The sequence below is a fragment of the Nitrospira sp. T9 genome (genome assembly GCF_052156535.1).
Taxonomy (GTDB): Bacteria; Nitrospirota; Nitrospiria; order Nitrospirales; family UBA8639; genus Nitrospira_E.
Genome location: NZ_JBQKUP010000006.1, coordinates 1 through 1,104, shown reverse-complemented (window position 1 = coordinate 1,104; position 1,104 = coordinate 1). Strand labels below are relative to the sequence as shown.

Genomic DNA, 1,104 nt, shown 5'->3' with positions numbered 1-1,104 from the left:
CGGCTCTGGGATTCCTAATGCCACGGTGAAGGACCCGGGGGCGGTGACCTTCCCGAACGCCGGGGTGTTTACGGTGACCTATACGGTAACGGATGCCCTGGGATTGCCCGACCCCACCCCCGCGACCGTTCAAGTGACGGTCCAGACACAAGGAACAGGTTTTACCGCCTATAATGACCTCGCCTGGGGCACTGGGCAGCTCGAAACGAATATTACAAAGATTACCTCTCCCATAGGAAACTCAGGCTTACCCAGCAGCGGCATACTTAAAGATTTCACCACCGGTCTCAATACCGGTGTAACCCTGACTGTGACGGGCGGAGAATTTATCGGTAGTGGCCAAGCCACTCAGGGTGCAAACCCTACCGTGGGAGACGCCTTCACCATTTTTAATGGAAAAGTCAGTACTCTTGGCGTTATCTCCTACGTCAATCAAGCTGCCAACTCGCTCTTGTTGACCTTTAATGGGCTCAATCCGAGTAAGTCCTACGATTTGTCCTTCTTTGCTCATCGAGATTCTTATGGTTGGGATCGAGCCTCACTCGTGACTCTTTCTGGTCATGACGCATTTATCAATACTAGTTCGGTCGCAAGCGATAATCCCAGTGAAGTCGGCGGGGTGATCTTCTCCGGGCCGTCAGATACCTCGACTCGTCTACCGGCTGACAATGACAAGGGATACGTCGCGCGATTTAGTAATATTGAGCCAGGCAGCGATGGAAAGGTCGTGCTTACCATTAGCTTTGATGGAAACATTGCCAGCCAATACACCGGGAAGTATGGCAGTGCAATCCGGCTAATGGAGTCCGGCGCCGGAGGAGGACCGGTTAACCAAGCTCCGAATGGGGTCATTACCCCTAGTGGGGCACAGACCATTCAGGTGGGCCAGACCGTCACCTTTACTGGCACGGGCACTGATCCTGAACCCAACCTACCCCTTACTCATCGGTGGACCTTTGGAGCCGGCTCTGGGATTCCTAATGCCACGGTGAAGGACCCGGGGGCGGTGACCTTCCCGAACGCCGGGGTGTTTACGGTGACCTATACGGTAACGGATGCCCTGGGATTGCCCGACCCCACCCCCGCGACCGTTCAAGTGACGGT

Annotated in this window: 1 protein-coding gene; it reads left to right on the top strand. The window is 55.2% G+C overall.

Translation table 11 applies throughout. The features are described 5' to 3' along the window. Nucleotides 1-1,104 (top strand): PKD domain-containing protein (locus ACTRXD_RS00055; protein WP_442429846.1); only part of this gene is annotated, 1,104 nt, incomplete at both ends.